The 14,826-nt window shown below is 69.8% G+C and carries 10 protein-coding genes and 1 pseudogene; 6 read left to right on the top strand and 5 right to left on the bottom strand.

The features are described from left to right. The first annotated feature begins 552 nt into the window (after positions 1–552). Positions 553–876: a hypothetical protein gene (locus AB0N06_RS31505; protein ID WP_366138111.1), complete on the top strand. Its 324-nt coding sequence runs from the start codon at positions 553–555 to the stop codon at positions 874–876. 526 nt (positions 877–1,402) lie between these two features. Here the strand turns inward: AB0N06_RS31505 and AB0N06_RS31500 are convergent. The 3 genes from AB0N06_RS31500 to AB0N06_RS31490 form a co-directional block, all read right to left on the bottom strand. Beyond that, the gene (locus tag AB0N06_RS31500; RefSeq protein WP_366138110.1) at positions 1,403–3,931 is read right to left on the bottom strand and encodes an excinuclease ABC subunit UvrA; all 2,529 of its coding nucleotides are present in this window, start codon (positions 3,929–3,931) and stop codon (positions 1,403–1,405) included. 23 nt (positions 3,932–3,954) lie between these two features. Next, positions 3,955–4,488: a pyridoxamine 5'-phosphate oxidase family protein gene (locus AB0N06_RS31495; protein ID WP_030757430.1), complete on the bottom strand. Its 534-nt coding sequence runs from the start codon at positions 4,486–4,488 to the stop codon at positions 3,955–3,957. A 333-nt stretch (positions 4,489–4,821) separates the two neighbouring features. Beyond that, a complete protein-coding gene (locus tag AB0N06_RS31490) occupies positions 4,822–5,259 on the bottom strand; it encodes a hypothetical protein (protein ID WP_366138109.1) in 438 nt (145 codons plus the stop codon). Between the two features lie 140 nt (positions 5,260–5,399). Between AB0N06_RS31490 and AB0N06_RS31485 the strand changes: the two genes are divergently transcribed. Beyond that, positions 5,400–6,779, top strand: coding sequence for a hypothetical protein (locus AB0N06_RS31485; protein ID WP_366138108.1), 1,380 nt, complete (start codon positions 5,400–5,402; stop codon positions 6,777–6,779). Positions 6,780–7,293: 514 nt separating this feature from the next. Beyond that, positions 7,294–9,045, top strand: coding sequence for a hypothetical protein (locus tag AB0N06_RS31480; protein ID WP_366138107.1), 1,752 nt, complete (start codon positions 7,294–7,296; stop codon positions 9,043–9,045). 206 nt (positions 9,046–9,251) lie between these two features. Here the strand turns inward: AB0N06_RS31480 and AB0N06_RS31475 are convergent, their stop codons facing one another. After that, on the bottom strand, positions 9,252–9,980 hold the full coding sequence (locus AB0N06_RS31475) for a response regulator transcription factor (RefSeq protein ID WP_366138106.1): 729 nt from the start codon (positions 9,978–9,980) through the stop codon (positions 9,252–9,254). Continuing rightward, on the bottom strand, positions 9,977–10,819 hold the full coding sequence (locus AB0N06_RS31470; protein ID WP_366138105.1) for a histidine kinase: 843 nt from the start codon (positions 10,817–10,819) through the stop codon (positions 9,977–9,979). Before AB0N06_RS31470 ends, AB0N06_RS31475 begins: the two co-directional genes overlap by 4 nt. A 117-nt stretch (positions 10,820–10,936) precedes the next feature. Between AB0N06_RS31470 and AB0N06_RS31465 the strand changes: the two genes are divergently transcribed. The 3 genes and pseudogenes from AB0N06_RS31465 to AB0N06_RS31455 form a co-directional block, all read left to right on the top strand. Then, positions 10,937–11,671 carry an ABC transporter ATP-binding protein gene (locus AB0N06_RS31465; RefSeq protein ID WP_366138104.1) on the top strand — a complete coding sequence of 245 codons (735 nt, stop codon included), beginning with the start codon at positions 10,937–10,939 and terminating at the stop codon, positions 11,669–11,671. Then, the gene (locus AB0N06_RS31460; protein ID WP_366138103.1) at positions 11,668–13,980 is read left to right on the top strand and encodes an FtsX-like permease family protein; all 2,313 of its coding nucleotides are present in this window, start codon (positions 11,668–11,670) and stop codon (positions 13,978–13,980) included. The genes AB0N06_RS31465 and AB0N06_RS31460 overlap by 4 nt, the downstream gene beginning before the upstream one ends. A 251-nt stretch (positions 13,981–14,231) precedes the next feature. After that, positions 14,232–14,774: pseudogene (locus tag AB0N06_RS31455) on the top strand (protein kinase); the annotation flags it as partial. Positions 14,775–14,826: the final 52 nt, after the last annotated feature.

Genomic DNA, 14,826 nt, shown 5'->3' with positions numbered 1-14,826 from the left:
GTACGTCACACCCCTCGAAACCCGGAGTCTGCTGCAGCAAGACCTCACCCCCGCAGCGTAAACATCCGCTGTCCCGGTTCAGGGGGGAACTTCAGGGGCAAAGGCCCCCTGGGATCTGTACGTCCTGCTTAAGCAGGGATGACGCGGAAACGCTCTGGCAGGCACACGACGACGAACCCCACTGCTTGTGGAGAGGAGCGGGAGCTCAGGCTATTCCGATCAAGCCAGGGGGCGGAAACGGTCGTTTACGCCCCCGGGGCCGTTCCGATGAGCGGGGATGCCGAAACCGAACGTATCAGGGCCCGGTCTGATCGAGTCCGCTCCGCGCTTTCGCCGCCCCATTACGCCCCCTCGCGGCGGTGATCTCCATGTCCGTTCACGCCGGACTCGCAAGGAAGGCCAGTTCAGGCCCGGGTGTCAACTGATGTGACAGCAAACTGCACTCCCTGCTCAGTTCATACTCGACCCCCGAGTGGTCCTCGGCTCGCCTGCCCGTCCGGCAGGAGCGTTCGGGTCTTTCGCTGTGGCTGTCTCTGAGACAGAGTATCGGTCGTGATCATTGGCTTCGGATTCCCCCTTGTGTGCTGGGCGCTGGTGGCCCGAAGGGTCAGGATGGGCTGGATCATCGGGACCGTGCTCGCTCTCTGCGTGGTGGCCGAGATCGCGCTGGCGAAGGACTGGGTCCTCGTCGGTGCGAGGATCACGCTGCTGGTGTTCGCGTTGGCGACCGTAACGGTCCTCATCGCGGGCATCGTTGTTGAGGGGCGTCACGTCGGTGTGCGCAAGCTGGGATCGGCCGGGGTTCGGGGTGTCCTCGGCCTGATCCCGCGTCAGCGGGCTCCATGTCCCACAAGGGCCGGCCGAACCAGGTCCTGATCTGATCCAGGTGACCGACGTCCCCGCGGATGGTGCCGTCCGCCAGCCCTGCTGAGGCCCGTGCCAGGACGAATCCGGACAACACATCGGTCTCGAACCGCTCCAGTTCCTCAACCGACGCGGACACCCAGCGCTCACGCAGGTCCCGTACGACCGCCAACGCTGCCAACCCGAGCCTCCTCACCTTCGACCCGACTGCGAATCGGTCGGACGAGATGAGAACGCTTCAAGAATCCCGAGGTTACGTCACAAGCGAGCAGAGCGCACAAAGGAGGAAGAACTCCCTGGCCACGGGCCCAGGGGCTCAGCGGGGCTCAGGGGAACTCACTGGATGTCGCACATGTGGTGATGGCTCGTTGGGCCGTGGGCAATGTCGAAGGTAGGTACGGGCTCGGCGCCCTTCTCGCCGGGCGCGGCGGCTCGGGCTTGCGCCGGTCCCGGGGCAAGCCATGCGTGGCCCGTGGCGAACGGACAGCCGCCGCGGACCACGCATGCGACCCTGCCGGTCGCGCCGGCACGCCGTACGTCAGCGCCGTGCGTCCTTCGAGGCGTCCAGGAGCGGCAGGCCGGCCGCGTACCGGCGGAGGTATCCGGAGGTGGGAGTGTCCGCGCCGGCGACGGTGTCGGGGGTGCCCTGCGCGACCACTGCGCCTCCGTTGGGGCCGGCTCCCGGTCCGAGGTCGATCACCCAGTCCGCGGACGCGGCGACGGGGATGTCGTGATCGGCCACGACGACGGTGTTGCCGGAGTCGAGCAGCATGTCGAGTGCGTCGACGACCCGCTGGACGTCGGACGGGTGCAGGCCCGAGACGGGTTCATCGAGGACGACGAGGCCGGCCTTGCGGCTCGCCGCGCCGCGCTGGATCGCGGACGCGAGTTTGAGGCGCTGGGCCTCGCCGCCGGATAGCTCGGTGGCGCTCTGGCCGAGTCGGAGGTAGCCGAGCCCGACCCGGTCGAGCGCAGCGAGGGTCTCCGCGAGCTGCCGGGGTTCGGTGAAGACCTCCCCGGCCTCGGCGACGGTCAGGTCCAGCACCTGGTCGACGGACAGCCCCAGATAGGTGACCTCCAGGGCCTCGGGCCCGTAGCGCCGGCCGTCGCACGTGTCGCACACCACCCACATGTCGGGGAGGAAGTGCATGTCGACGAGCCTGCGGCCGTAGCCGGTGCAGGTCTCGCAGCGGCCGCCGGTGGTGTTGAAGCTGAACCAGGAGGCGTCGACGCCGCGCGCGCGTGCCGTATCGGTGGCGGCGAACAGTTTGCGGACGATGTCGAACGCCTTGCTGTACGTGGCCGGGTTGGACCGCGGCGTGCGCCCGAGGGGTTCCTGGTCGACGGCGGCGACCCAGCCGAATCCGTCGAGTCCGGTCACCTTGCGCACGGTGTCGGCAGCCGTGCCTTTGAGGGCGGCCGCCGCGCCCGCGGCGAGTGCGCCCAGGACGCTGCTCTTGCCGCTGCCGCTGACCCCGGTCAGGCAGGTGAGCCGCCCGGCAGGGAGGCGCAGCAGCTCCGCGGCCGCGTTGTGGGCGCGCAGGCCGTGCAGTTCCACCCAGTCGGCGTCATCGCGGACCGGGCGGAGGGTACGGCGCAGCCGCGGCCCGTTGCCGGCCAGGTAGCGGCCAGTGGCCGAGGCGGGGTCGGCGGCGGCCAGGGCGGGTGAGCCAGAGACCAGGACCTCGCCGCCGAGGCGGCCCGCGCCGGGGCCCATATCAACGATCCAGTCGGCGCGGGCGATCAGTTCGGGGTCGTGTTCGACGAGGAGGACGGTGTTGCCGGCTTCGCGCAACTCCAGGGCGATGTCGAGAAGGTGCTTCTTGTCCGCCGGGTGCAGCCCGGCGCCGGGTTCGTCCAGGACGAAGATGACGTCGCTCAGCTCGGTGCCGAGCTGAGCGACGAGCCGGGTGCGCTGCAACTCGCCGCCGGACAGTGTGGCGGCGCTGCGGGACAGCTGCAGGTGGGCCAGGCCGAGCCGGTCCAGGAGGCGGAGCCGGCGTCCGAGGTCCTGCAGCAGGGGCTCGCCGACGGTGCGCTGCCAGGTGTCGAGGGAGTCGGCGACGTGCCCGGCCCAGCGGCGGACCTCGCGTACATCCACGTCCAGCAGATCGGGGTAGGTCAGGCCGCCGAGACGTACGGACCGGGCGACCCGATCGAATCCGCTGCCGTGGCAGGTGCCGCAGGGCTGCTTGCGCATGTACGGCAGGTAGCGCTGCTTGGCGTCGGCCGTCCGGGCGTTGACGAACACCCGTTCCACCTCGGCAAGCGCGCCGCGCAGCGGTTGGCTGGAGGTGTAGGTCATACGAGCCGTCTCGTTCTTGTTCGGGATGTCGACGGTGGCCTCGACCGCCTCGTCGCCGGTGCCGTACAGGACGTCGTGCCGGAACGCCGCGGGCAGCGACTGCCAGGGCCGGCCGAGGTCCACGCCGCGTTTGGCGGCGAGTGCAGGGACGAACATGTGCTCTCCGGACCGCCATTTGGCGTACCAGGGGGAGGCGCCTTCGAAGAGGGGGAGGTCCGGGCGGGTGATGACGAGGTCTTCCTGGGCCTGCCAGCGTCCGCCGGCGCCGTGGCAGTCCGGGCAGCTGCCTTCGGGGGTGTGGCGGTCGAAGTGCGCGGTGGTCAGGGGCCCGGCGCCGGTGTCCGCGGCCGGGCCCGTGTTCGTGTCCGGGCCGATCCGCGGGAGGCGCGAGTAGAGCAGGCCGAGGTGCCCGTCGATCCCTGTGATGGTGGCGACAGTGGAGCGGGGGTTGCGGTTCAGGCGGCGCTGGTCGACCGCGAGCGTGGCGCCGAGGCCGAGGATGCGGTCGACCTTGGGGCGGTTGCGCTGGGTGATGTACTGGCGTACGAACGGCGAAAGCCCCTCCAAGTACCGCAGTTGGGCCTCGCTGTGCAGGGTGTCGATGGCGAGTGAGGTTTTGCCGCTGCCGCTGACGCCGGTAAAGGCGACGAGCCGGCCTTTGGGGATGCTGACGGACACGTCGCGCAGGTTGTTGGTGCGGGCGCCCACGACGTCGATGGTGTCGCGCGTCTTGCCGGCCCCGGCAGCGTGTGGGGCCGGCATGCGCGTGTCCGGTACGGGCGGGGTCACGCCTCGTCCGCCTTCCCGCCGAGCTTGGCGAGGTCGGGGGCGAACACGGCCATCCACTGCGGGTGCAGCCGGTAGAAGACCACGTCGTTGTCCCAGTCGAAGGCGTCGTCGCCGTAGAAGTCCCGGAAGTACGCGAGCAGGTCCGGCCAGTCGGCGGCCGGCTCGCCACGGTGGGGGTTGAGGACCTCCGCGGTGCCGTGTGTGAACACGCCCAGGTCCTCCCCGCGCATGTGCGCGGCGCTGACGGCGGGCCGGGCGGCGAGGTGCCGGGCTTTGGCGGCGCCGCGCGCGGTGCCGAAGTGCCACTTTCCGTGCAGGAAGTGCCCGTCCACGCCGCTGATCCGCGGCTCGCCCTTCGCCGTCACGGTGGACAGCGCAAGCGTGCACATGCCGGTGAGCACGCGAGTGAGCTGCTCGGCGGTGAGCGTGCGCTCGCTGCTGATGATCGACCGCAGGTGCGCCGTGGAGCGGGAGAGCGAGGCGTCGAGGAGGGCTTGGAGCCGGTGGAGATCGTCGGGTGTTTCGCGCATGAGGGTCCTTGTCTGTCCGTCGTCCCGGCCCGCGCCAACACGACACCGACCGGCACCCCCACTGTCTCCACAAAACCCGACATCCTCTGTCGTATTTCTTGCGGTGTCCTCTGCACCCTGCCACCGGGGTGTGCGCAGGCGTACAAGCGACGACCGGCTGCGGACGCCGCGACCCTGCGCCGCGCCCGCGGCTGGGCGGTGCTGGATTGTTCCGGACGGGTTGTGGGAGACCGCCAAGCAGCTCACCCACCAGCTGCCGCGCCCACGATTGCCTGCTCAAGCCCACATCACAGGCGTCTTCATTTGGGCTGCCCAGTGATTCGGAAGGCGGTCCTAGCCGTGCCGGGTGAAGATTTCGCGGATGCCGGGCAGGTCCGCTTCTTTCTCCTTCTCGTCCTCGTAATAACCGTCCTCGTCGCGGATCGCCACGACGGTCTCCGGGGTGAAGTCCTGGCCGAAGCGGTAGGCGTCCAGGCAGTAGTCGAAGCCGGACTCGCCGAAGAGGTCTGCGTCCTCGCGGTGGCAGTACTCCGCGAGGCCGTCGGACACGTGCCAGCGCGTGCCGTCGTACCAGAAGACACCGCCTGCGTAGTGAATCGTCCGGCCTGTCGCGGAGTCTGTGAGGTTCAGCGACTCGTAGTTCTCGGGACGGTCGCGGACAAGGGCGACGAGGGATTCGGGGACGCCGTCGTAGAAGGACTCCTGGAGGGCGAAATCCTCCTCGGCGTACAGATTCAGGTCCGACTCGTGGTCGAACGTCAGCAGCAGCACGCGGCTGTCTTCCGCGAAGTACGTGACTGGGGAGGGTCTGTCGCTGCTGATCGGTGATGACTGGGCCGAGGACCATCTCGATGTCGGGGTCCAGGACGAGACCGGCCGGAAGGCTGGCCGCCGCGAACTTGCCCAAGGGGGTGGCGGGCATCGCCAAACTCCATGAACTCCTCGCCCGCCACGGCGGCGAGGACCTGGATCCGGGCGAGGTGCTGGTCGGGATCGAGACCAACCACGGCTCCTGTGTGGACACCCCGAGCGTCTGTGCCCAGGATTGGCGCATGTGGCGTCATCATCGCAGCCGAATCCGGAACGCTCAGAACTCACACGTCGCTCGAGTGATGAACGGGTTCTACAGACACAGGCTGCCGAACAGCCCAGAGGGCGTGGCGCGCAGCTATGTTGAGTACCTCTTTGACCCGACCAGGGGCGGGCTGTACCGAGGGCGGGAAAGACGGATCACCAAGTCGCCGTACAGCGTCCTGCTAGCCACGGAAGACCCGTACTACAGCCTGGCCCGGCTGACGAAGAGAGGAGCACTGGTCACGGACACGCTCCTGCTGACACATGGCGCGGGTATGCCATACCAGGAGGTCGGTCGGTACAGCTCTTTTGAACTCAACACGGACGCAAGCGGCAGCACCTACGGGCCCGAGGCGATAGACTCATCGATCAGAAGCAATTACGCATATGGAATCAACGCGCCGGGGCTCAACAACATCGGGCGTTTCCTGATCGATTCGGAGCCGCTCGCCCGATCGGGCATCGTCTGGTACCTCCCTCGCTACTCCTCAACCGAGCAGGAAGGCACGCACTTCTTGCGTGGGAGCGGCGCAGTCACTACGGCGCCGGGGCAGCCGCGCACGGGCGCTGACTTCCTGATTCGAGACGGGCGCGCAGTGAGTGAGTCCGAAGCCACTCCGCTGAAGAGCAGGTATGTTCGTTTCATCACCGAGGTCAACATACCGGTGATCGAAGGAGTCTCACTCGCCGACTTCAGCCGGATCACCATGGGGGAATTCGACGGCTACCGCCTGCTCCGGGACCACATCCAGGGCCGGATCGCCGAGTTGGATGACGCGATGGCGGCCAACGAGGTGGACCGAGAGATCCTCAAGATCGGCCACGAGGTCAAGGCTGGCATCGGTGAGGCACAAGCCCAGATCACCAAGGCGAAGCGAAAAGGTGCCCTGACAGGCTCGGCCGCACTGGTTTCCGTGACCGGCACGCTTTTCGCGGTGTACGCACCAATGATCCGCGACGCGTTACAAGTCGTGGGGCTCGGCGCCGGCGCGGGCAGCGTCTGGGTGTTCCTCCAACACTGGTCGGAGAAGGGACCGCGGGCTTCGGTGGAGAACAAGTGGTACTACATGTGGGTGTTGTCGCGCGCGGCGGAGCGTGTGTGCCCGGGTACGAGCGTGCGCGCCGAACGACCGGCGTATTCCCGACCGCAGCGCCAACTTTCTACTCGCGCGAAAGGAAGTTGGCGAGGCACTGCCGTACGTGGCCAACACGCCTGACGAACCCTCCGGTACCTGTCAGGAACGGGTGAGAGACCGATGCTGGCTTGACATGTCTGATGCTTCGCGGGTACCTGAGATAGCGAAGGCGCCCTTGCCGGAGGGATCCGGCGAGGAGCAGGGTCGGTCGTTTCCAAGAATCCCCATCACCGCGGCGTAGTAGTCAGGGGGCGGACCACACGCCGGGCCCGCCCCTCGCCAATCGATCAGGGCTGATGTCTCGACGTCGATGTCGTCGCGGCTGGCTCGGCGTAGGAACTCGGCGACGTCCCGCAAGCCGTGGGCTAAGACCTGTCCCGTAACTGGGCGGCGGAGCCATACCGATCCTGGATCGGACCATGTCAGTGGCTGGTGACAGGATCCAGGGGCGCTGATCAAGGGATACGACGACGGTCCACTGGTGGCAGGCGAGTCACTACTGGCCTGCCCGGGTTTCTGGTCGAACTACCTCCTGCGGTCCCGGCGGTGGTCCCGCGTCGGCGGGACGGCCGGTCCCTGCCGCCGATGTGACGCGGTGAGTCCGCGCAGGGGCTATCGCAAGCCCGCGACCAGCTGCGACGGCTGCCTGGCCTGGGGCGTGTTCACCGGCCGGCTCTGCCCGGCATGCTGGCAGTTCGCCCGCCGGCACATCGGCGGTGAGTGCGGGGCCTGCCGTCGGCAGCAGCCGCTGAAGTCCGGCTACTGCCGGCTGTGCTGGTGCCAGGCCCGCCGGATCATCCGGCTTACGACCGGCAAGCCGACCTCGGCCGGGTATCTGATGGCGCCCTGGCTGCGTCAGGTCGGTGACCTTCAGCTGTTCTTCGTCGGCATGCACCACCGCCGCGGCGCCTCCACCACGCCGCATCCCCGCGGCCAGGGCCGGCGCGGCCGCCCCCGCAAGGCGCCGCCTCCCCTCGCCAGTCGGCCGGTCAGCCGCTGGTGCCAGCCGTTTCTGTTCGACGGCGTCCCCCGCGACTACTGCCGCTTCGACCCCGAGGCGCACGCCGATCCCGGGAATCCCTGGCTGGCCTGGAGCCGCCACCTCGCACACGGCCTGGCCGAGGCCCGCGGCTGGAACCGCGGTGTCCGTCTCGGCGTGAACCGGGCCCTGGTCGTGCTGCTGTCGCAGCACACCGAGGGCGACACCATCCGCTACTCGGAGATCATCGAGCCGCTGCGGGCCCTGGACAGCAGCATCGAACGGACCGCCGAGGTCCTTCAGGCGATGAGCGTCCTGACCGACGACCGGCGCCCGTCCTACGAGGACTGGCTGGACAAACGACTCGACGGCCTCACTGCCGGGATCCGCCGGGAGGCCGAGCGCTGGAACCGCACCCTGCGCGACGGCGGACCCCGCATGCGTCCCCGCGACCAGGCCACCGTCTGGGCCTACCTCAACGCCGTACGTCCCGCACTGCTGGACTGGTCCGAGCGCTACGACCATCTGCGCGAGGTCACCCGCGACGACGTCCTCACCCACGTCAAGCCCCTCCACGGGCACGAGCGCCACCGGGCCCTCGTCGCACTGCGGTCCCTGTTCGGCTGGGCGAAGAAGAACGGCCTCGTCTTCCGCAACCCGACCGCCCGCATCAAGGTCGGCACGTTCGAGTACGGCATCCTGCAGCCGCTGCTGCCTCAGCAGGTCACCCGGTCCATTGAGGCGGTCCGCAGCCCGGCCGCCCGCCTGGCCCTTGCTCTCGCAGCGGTCCACGCCGCACGGGCCGGAGCCATCCGCGCCCTGCAACTGGACGATGTGGACCTCGGCAATCGCCGGCTCGTCATCGCGGGACGCGCCCGCCGCATGGACGACCTCACCCACCAGATGCTGCTGGCCTGGCTGGACTACCGGCGCCAGCGCTGGCCGAACACCGCCAACCCCCACCTGCTGATCAACCAGATGACCGCGCTGGAGACCGGCCCCGTCAGCGGCTGGTGGATCAAGCACGAACTCCACGGCCAGGAAGCCACCTTGGAACGGCTCCGCGTCGACCGCCAGCTTGAGGAAGCACTCGTGCACGGCCCCGATCCGCTCCACCTCGCCGAGGTCTTCGGCCTGGACGAGAAGACCGCGATCCGCTACGCGAACTCCGCCCGCGCGCTCTCCTGGAACGGCCGCTGGAGGCCGACCCCGCGACTTCACCGCGAACCCACGGGTCCACCCCCTAACATCAGGGCACCGGACCCGCGGGTTCCCGCTGAAGTGCCTTCAGTTTTCGCGAACTCGCGGGGGTCTCGGGGTCCGGGTAGGAACGGAACAGAAAACCGGCATAGCTGTCAAAACTTTTGACGTCCGGTGTTCGGTGCACTCGCTGGAGGTGCCACCTGTTGGGGGAGCTTGCCACGATCGTCGGCGCGCGGCAGGGCGGGCGGCGTAGGTTTTGCCGCCCATGGCGAAGCATGTCTGTTGGGACGACGATGCTGAGGTCTCGGTCGTCCGTGACTGATGTGGAACGACGGTGACTCAGGACGCTTCTGAGCGGAACCTGGCCCGGGTCACTGTCCGCGCACCGGGCGCTGCTGCCTCCTACCCGGCAAGACCAGGCCCGTCTCGTACGCGAGAACCACCGCCTGGGCGCGGTCGCGGAGGTTGAGTTTGGCGAAGATCCGCGCCACGTGCGTCTTCACCGTCGACTCGCTGAGTGTCAGCTCGCTCGCCAGCTCGCTGTTGGAGAAGCCATGCCCCAGCAGTGTCAGCACCTCCCGCTCGCGCGGCGTCAGCGGGGCCAAGTCGCGGTGCGGCGCCGGGGCTTTGGTGGAGGCGGCCGGGGTGGGGGCGCCGGCGGCGAAGCGTTCGACGAGCCGGCGCGTGATCGAGGGCGCGAGTAGCGCGTCCCCTGTGTCCACCAGGCGTATGGCGGCGGCGAGATGGGCCGATGTGACGTCCTTGAGGAGGAAGCCGCTGGCGCCTGCGGCGAGGGCGGCGTACACGTAGTGGTCGAGGTCGAAGGTGGTCAGCATGATCACCCGGCACCGGGGGGCCTGGGCGAGGATCCGGCGGGCGGCCTCCAGGCCGTCCATTCCGGGCATCCGGATGTCCAACAGCGCGACGTCCGGCCGGTGTTGGAGCACCTTGGCGACTGCCTCGGCGCCGTCGGAGGCCTCGCCCACCACGTCGATCCCGCGGGCGGTCAGGATCATCCGGAACCCGGTGCGGACCAGCTCTTGGTCGTCGGCGATCACGACCCGGGGCCCGAGCTGGCCGGTTGAGGGCGCGGCCGTCACGGCCGGTCCAGCGGGATGCGCGCGCGGATGCGGAAGCCGCCGCCGATGCGGCGCCGGGCGTCGAGGTCGCCGCCGTAGACGGCGACCCGCTCGCTCAGGCCGAGCAGCCCGCGCCCCGTCCCGTCGGCCCGTCGCTCGGGACCAGCCGCGTCCCCGGTGAGCACGCTCGGCCCGCTGTTCAGCACCTCCACCCGCAGGTAGTGGTCCGCGTAGCGCACTGTCGCCTCCGCCTTCACCCCGTCCCCGTGCTTGAGCGCGTTGGTCAGCGCCTCCTGGATGATCCGGTACGCCGTCACGTCGATTCCGGCCGGCAGTGGCCGCGGCTCGCCGGAGATCCGCACCTCCACCGGCAGGCCGGCGAAGGCGAACCGGTCGATCAGCGGGCTGAGCCGACTGAGGCTCGGCTGCGGCGCGAAGCCGTCCTGGTCCGGCTCGTCGGCGCCGTCCGGCGCGGGGGCGAGCAGGCCGAGCAGGTGTCGCAGTTCGGTCATCGCGTTCCGCCCGGCGGTCTCAACGGCGCTCATCGCGGCCGTTGCCTCCTCGGGCATGGTGGCCAGCACCTCACGGGCCGCACCGGCTTGCACAACCATCAGGCTCACGTTGTGGCTGACGATGTCGTGCAGCTCCGCGGCGATCCTGGCCCGCTCGGCGTCGACGGCCGTGCGCGCCGCGCTCTGCCGCTCCCGCTCCAGCAGCCAGCCGCGCTCGCCGATCGCTGCCCGGTACGCGCGGCGCGCCCGGGCGAGCGCCGCGGCCAGCCAGCCGGCCGCGCCTGCCGCCACCAGGGCGGTGATCCAGCCCGCTTCCGTTCCCCACACGCCGTCAGTTTCCCAGCTCACGGCATGGTCCACATCATTCGGAGGTGCCGCCTGTGTACATCCCCGGTACTACGGCCCTGGACAGTTACACCTGGGGTGGGACGCCAGCCCGCCCCGCCGCTCCTACCGTCGTGTGCCATGAGCAATGATCACGACGGGACCACCCGCCCGGGCGACGCGCAGATCGCCGTCGAACTGTCCGAAGTCCACAAGGAGTTCGGAGACGCCAAGGCTCTGGACGGCATCGACCTGCGGATCCGCGCCGGCGAGGCGGTCGCCGTGATGGGCCCGTCCGGCTGCGGCAAGTCCACCCTGCTGAACATGGTCGCCGGCCTGGACCGGCCCACCTGCGGCACGGTCCAGGTGCACGGCCAGGACCTGGGGCAGTTGAACGAGACCGGGCTGGCACTGTTCCGCCGCCGGCACATCGGCATGATCTTCCAGTTCTTCAACCTCATCGACGACCTGCCGGCACTCGACAACGTCGCCCTCGCCGCCCAGCTGACCGGCATCTCCGCCCGGCAGGCCCGCCGGCGCGCCCTGGAGCTGCTGGACGAACTCGGCGTCGCCCACCGCAAGGACACCTACCCGGCCACCCTCAGCGGCGGCGAGCGCCAACGCGTAGCTGTCGCCCGAGCACTGATGAACCGTCCGGCGCTGCTGCTCGCGGACGAGCCGACCGGAGCCCTGGACAGCCGCTCCGGCGAGCAGGTGATGGACCTGCTGATCGACCTCAACCAGATCGGGCAGACCCTGCTGATCGTCACCCACGACCCGCACCTGGCCACCCGCTGCGCCAGCCGGCTGGTCGAGGTCGCAGACGGTCGCGTGGCCCGCGAGCGTTCTTTGGAGCCCTCGGAGCACACGGCATGACCGGGGCGGTGTGGCGGGCCTCGCGCGCGGCCGTCAAACGGCGCAAGGTCCAGACGATCGTGATCGGACTGGTCGTCTTCTGCTCGACCACCACCATCCTGCTCGCGCTCGCCGTGATGAGCGCCGCCCGGGCGCCGTTCGACGCCGCCTTCGATGTGCAGCGCGGCGCCCACGTGGTCGCGACCTTCGACGCCGCCAAGGCCTCGGCGGAGCAACTGGCCGCCAGCGCCCACCGGCCGGGCGTTGAGGCGGCCGCCGGGCCGTTCGCCCAGGTCACCCTGAACATCCCGACCGACTGGTTGGGCCACGCGCCCGGGTCGATCACCCTGGTGGGCCGAGCCGACCCGGCAGGCCCGGTGGACCGCGTGGACCTGACCGCAGGCCGCTGGGCCACCAGGCCGGGCGAGGTCGTCGTCTACATGGGCTTCCGGGGCACCTTCGACAACCTGCTGGGTCAGACCATCGCGCCCACCGGCGCCCCGCCGCTCACCGTGGTCGGCATCGCCAACAGCATGAGCAACTCGGCGGGCGGCTGGGTCACCCCCGAGCAGATGGCCGCCCTGGATCCCACCGCCGAGCAGATGCTCTACCGATTCACCGACGCTTCGAGCGACGAAGCGTTGAAGGCAGGCCTAGCGAAGGCCACCGAGGGCCTGCCCGGGAACGCGCTGACCAGCGCGCAGTCCTACCTCACCCTCAAGCAGGCGTTCTCCGCCTCGGCCGACGCCTACCTGCCGTTCATGTCGGTCTTCGGCGCGCTCGGCCTGGTGGTCGCGGTATTGATCGTCGGAAACGTGGTCAGCGGTGCGGTGGTGTCTGGCTACCGCCACATCGGCGTGCTCAAGGCGCTCGGCTTCACCCCGCGCCAGGTGGTCGCGGTCTACATCGCCATGGTCTCGGTGCCCGCGATCGCCGGCGCCGTCCTCGGCACGGTCGCCGGCTGGGCGCTGGCCCGCCCGATCGTCGACATGGCCTTCAACGGGATCGAGACCGGCACCGCCGCGCTCGCGCCCCCGGCCTGGCTGCCGGTTGCCTGCATGGTCGCCGTGCCCCTGCTGGTCGCCCTCGCCGCGTTCCTGCCGGCCTCGCGCGCCCATCGGATCTCCGCGGCCGAGGCGATCACCGCCGGCAGCGCGCCGCGCACCGGGCGCGGCCTGCGGGTCCAGCGCTGGCTCAGTGGCACGCGGCTGCCACGCTCGGTCAGCCTCGGCCTCGGCCAGCCCTTCGCCCGCCCGGCCCGGACGGCGCTCACCATGGCGTCCATCGTGCTGGGCGTGGTCACGGTAACCTTCGCCACCGGCCTGACCGGCACGCTGCTCGCCTCCATGCAGCCACCGGGCGGGGACAACGGCCGCACCTTCGTCCACGTGCAGGTCGGCGGCGCCGACGCCCACCAGACCGTGCCGAAGCTGACCGACGCCCAGATCGAGGCCGTGCTGCGCGCCACGCCCGGATCCGACCAGGTGACCTCGCGCGCGTTCGAACGGGTCGGCCTGGTCGGCTACACCCAGCCGGTGTTCGCCGACTTCTACGGCGGCGACGCCCTCGAGCGGCCACTGCACGTGGCCAAGGGGCGCCCGGCGACCGGGCCGGGCGAGGTGGTTGCCGGACCGGCGTTCCTGGACCAGCACGGACTCAAACTCGGCGACCGGATCACCCTGGACGTCAGTGGCCGGCTCCTGCCCGTGACCATCGTCGGCGAGCCCGTCCAAGGCAACGCCCGGGCGGTGGCGTCCAACGCGGCGACGCTGGCCGGGACCGGAGTGGAACTGCACGTGGTCGAGTACGTCGTGCGGCTCGCCCCCCGCGCGGACGCCGACGCCTACGTCAAGGCGGTCAAGGACGCCGACCCCGGCCTCTACCCGAGCGTGGTGACGCACGACGTGAACGGCCCGATCGCCTCGGTGATCAGCTTCTCGACGATCTTCACCGTGCTGCTGTGCGTGGTCGCCGCCCTCGGCGTCTTCAACACCGTGCTGCTGAACATCCGCGAGCGCCGCCGGGACCTCGGCATGCTCAAGTCGATCGGCATGACCCCGCGCCAGGTGGTCGCGATGACGGTGACCTCGGTCGCAGGGCTGGGTCTGGTCAGCGGGATCATCGGCGTCCCGCTCGGGATGGCCGCGCACCGGCTGATCGTCGAGAACATCACCATCCTGGTGTTCACGGACTCGATGATCAACGTGTGGCACGCCCCGCTACTGATCGCCGTCGCGCTGGCGGGCGTCTTCATCGCCGTCCTCGGCGCACTGCTCCCCTCCCGCACGGCGGCCCGACTGCCGATCGCCGAGGTACTGCACAACGAGTGACGCACGCCCTGCCGGGCCGAGCGACGAGCGGGAGGCGTCGCCCGGCCCGGTCGCGCGGGCGGAAATGCCCCGCGTGTCAGCGCGAGCTGACGCTGTCTGTTGCTGGAACGCGCTTGCGTGGCGCCCAGGTGGCCGCTGCGCAAGCGTCGTCCGTCGTCTGGCGGGCTGACCACTGAGCCGTATCCACTGTGGACTGATTCCGGCCACGGAGTCGGGAAGATCGGCCCAGTCTGATGTGATCACTTTCTCCTGTGGGATGCCGGTCAGTAGGCTGTGGGCGTGAGTCGTCGGTGTTCTTTTCCCCTGCTCTCTGCTCCTTCTGCGGCAGAGAGGAGGCAGGCCCCGTACGAGGCTGTGCTGTCATTGCGGGAGTCAGGGGGTGTGCGGTGAGCAGTGCGCCTCTGCCGTCGCGTATCGGTCCATACCTCGTAGAGCGCCGGCTCGGCGCGGGCGGGATGGGGGAGGTGTACCTCGCCTACTCGGTCGCGGGTGAACCGGTCGCCGTGAAGGTGATCCGGCCCGACCGCACGGACCCGCACACACGCGCCCGGTTCGAACGTGAGGCGGCGATCGCGCGCACGATCTCGGGTACGGGACGGGTGGCCCGTTTCATCGAGGCGGACCCGTTTGCCGAACAGCCCTGGCTCGCCATGGATTATGTCCCCGGCCGTCCGCTTTCCGACGTCGTACGGGACCAAGGGCCGCTGTCCGCGCCGCTCGTGGCGAGCCTCGGCGCGCTGCTGGCCGAGGGGCTTGCCGCTGTACACGCCGCGGGCCTGGTGCACCGCGACCTGAAGGCGCAGAACTCACGCACGTCGCCACCTGGTCCGGGGTCGTCTACGTCGC

Source organism: Streptomyces sp. NPDC051020, assembly GCF_040683105.1.
Classification (GTDB): domain Bacteria; phylum Actinomycetota; class Actinomycetes; order Streptomycetales; family Streptomycetaceae; genus Streptomyces.
This window is presented reverse-complemented; position numbering and strand designations above follow the sequence as displayed.

What these genes read in the sequence shown, in the direction of transcription:
- AB0N06_RS31500 (WP_366138110.1), bottom strand. Translation starts at nt 3,931, where the DNA reads ATGCCGGCCCCACACGCTGCCGGGGCCGGCAAGACGCGCGACACCATC.
- AB0N06_RS31495 (WP_030757430.1), bottom strand. Translation starts at nt 4,488, where the DNA reads ATGCGCGAAACACCCGACGATCTCCACCGGCTCCAAGCCCTCCTCGAC.
- AB0N06_RS31465 (WP_366138104.1), top strand. Translation starts at nt 10,937, where the DNA reads ATGAGCAATGATCACGACGGGACCACCCGCCCGGGCGACGCGCAGATC.
- AB0N06_RS31460 (WP_366138103.1), top strand. Translation starts at nt 11,668, where the DNA reads ATGACCGGGGCGGTGTGGCGGGCCTCGCGCGCGGCCGTCAAACGGCGC.